Genomic DNA, 1686 nt, shown 5'->3' with positions numbered 1-1686 from the left:
CGCCCGCCCCGAGGACGTCCCCGCCCTCGCGGACGTCATCGCAGGCCTGCCGGGCCTGCGGCTGGGCGGGCTGATGTGCGTGGCACCGCGCGGCCTGGACCCGGAGCACGCGTTCCGCCGCCTTGCCGCACTCGGCGCGCGCCTGCGGCAGACGCATCCGGAGGCCACCGCACTGTCCATGGGGATGAGCGCGGACCTCGAGGCGGCCGTGCGCGCCGGGGCGACACAGGTGCGCATCGGCTCCGACGTTCTGGGGGCCCGGGACGCGGTGGGCTAACGTTGACCCCGCGCGTCCCGGCGGGACGCGACAGGACCGTGCGGACGCACGCGCACCGACGACGAACGACGGCGGCCCCCGGGGCCGGAGGACGTGGTGAAGGAAGACTCATGGCTGGTGCCCTGAAGAAGACGATGATCTACCTCGGCCTGGCCGACGGCGACGAGTACGACGAGCAGCCGCGTGCGGCCGAGCGGGAGACCGCGCCCCGACACGAGGTCGTCGAGGCGCGCCGCCCCGCGGAGCCGGACACCGACCCCCACATGGAGGCCGTCCGCCCGGCTGCGGTCCGCGATCCCGAGCCGGCCGAGCGGCCGGAGCCCGTGACCCCGTCCGGCTCCACCGCGGCCGATCCCGTCGAACCCCGGCGTCCGGCGCGTCCCGAGCCGGTCGACCCGGGCTACCGGGCCCCGGTGACCCCCATCAAGCGAGCCGCAGCGTCGTCTGCCGAAGGAGCCTCCGTGCACACCCTCTCCACCGTCCACCCCCGCTCCTACAACGACGCGAAGGCGATCGGCGAGGCCTTCCGCTCCGGCGTCCCCGTGATCATGAACGTGACCGACCTCGGTGAGAACGAGGCCAAGCGCCTCGTGGACTTCGCGGCCGGCCTCGTCTTCGGCCTGCACGGCTCGATCTCCCGCATCACCAGCAAGGTGTTCCTGCTGACCCCGGCCACCGTGGACGTCGTCGGCGCCGAGCAGGGCGAGTCCGGCGCGGCCGACTCCCCGTTCGACGGCGACTGAGGCGCCCATGCAGCTGCTCCTCGCCCTCGCCTACATCGCCCTGACGGTGGTGCTCGCGGCGCTGACCGTGCGGATCGTCCTGGACGTCACGCAGTCGTTCGTCCGCCACTGGCGCCCCACCGGGGCGGCCCTCATGCTGGCCAGCGGCGTGTACGGGGCCACCGATCCGTTGCTGCGCCCCGTGCGTCGTGCCGTGCCGCCGGTGAACCTGGGCGGCATCGGCCTGGACGTGGCCTTCCTCATCGTGTTCCTCGGCGTCGTCCTGCTGCGGGTCCTGGTGCTGAGCCTGGCCGGCGTGGCCTGACCCGCGGCCCGGGGCGGTTCCCCGCCCCGGTGGTAGTCTTCGCGGCAGGATCGGCGCCGCCCCTCACCGGCGCGCCGACCGCCGACGCGCCGGGCCGCCCGGCCGTCCCCGAGCACCGAGCAGAGAGCGAGACGGTTCCATGGCGCTGTCCTGGGAAGACGTGGTCAACAAGCAGTTCCAGCCCACGAAGTTCCGCGAGGGCTACGACCAGACCGAGGTGGATGACTTCCTCGACGAGATCGTGGCGGAGTTCAAGCGCCTGATCGCCCTCAACGAGCAGCTCGAGTCCGAGAACGCGGAGCTGCGCGCCGGCGGCGCCGCCCCGGCCGCCGGCCCCGCTGCGGACACCCCGGAGGCCGCCG

Annotated in this window: 4 protein-coding genes; all 4 read left to right on the top strand. The window is 74.2% G+C overall.

What is annotated here, in order from left to right; genetic code table 11:
* A partial coding sequence (locus HMPREF3105_RS11730; RefSeq protein ID WP_210401455.1) for an alanine racemase occupies window positions 1-277 on the top strand: 277 nt, incomplete at its 5' end.
* Between the two features lie 110 nt (window positions 278-387).
* The gene (gene sepF / locus HMPREF3105_RS11725; RefSeq protein ID WP_036314178.1) at window positions 388-1020 is read left to right on the top strand and encodes a cell division protein SepF; all 633 of its coding nucleotides are present in this window, start codon (window positions 388-390) and stop codon (window positions 1018-1020) included.
* A gap of 7 nt (window positions 1021-1027) precedes the next feature.
* The gene (locus HMPREF3105_RS11720) at window positions 1028-1324 is read left to right on the top strand and encodes a YggT family protein (protein WP_036314180.1); all 297 of its coding nucleotides are present in this window, start codon (window positions 1028-1030) and stop codon (window positions 1322-1324) included.
* Window positions 1325-1463: 139 nt separating this feature from the next.
* Window positions 1464-1686, top strand: a 223-nt coding sequence (locus tag HMPREF3105_RS11715) for a DivIVA domain-containing protein (protein ID WP_141762534.1), incomplete at its 3' end; no start/stop codon positions are given.

The organism is Micrococcus sp. HMSC31B01 (assembly GCF_001816085.1).
Taxonomy (GTDB): Bacteria; Actinomycetota; Actinomycetes; order Actinomycetales; family Micrococcaceae; genus Micrococcus; species Micrococcus luteus.
The sequence above is the reverse complement of the archived record's forward strand: the minus strand, read 5'-3'. Positions and strand labels throughout refer to the sequence as shown.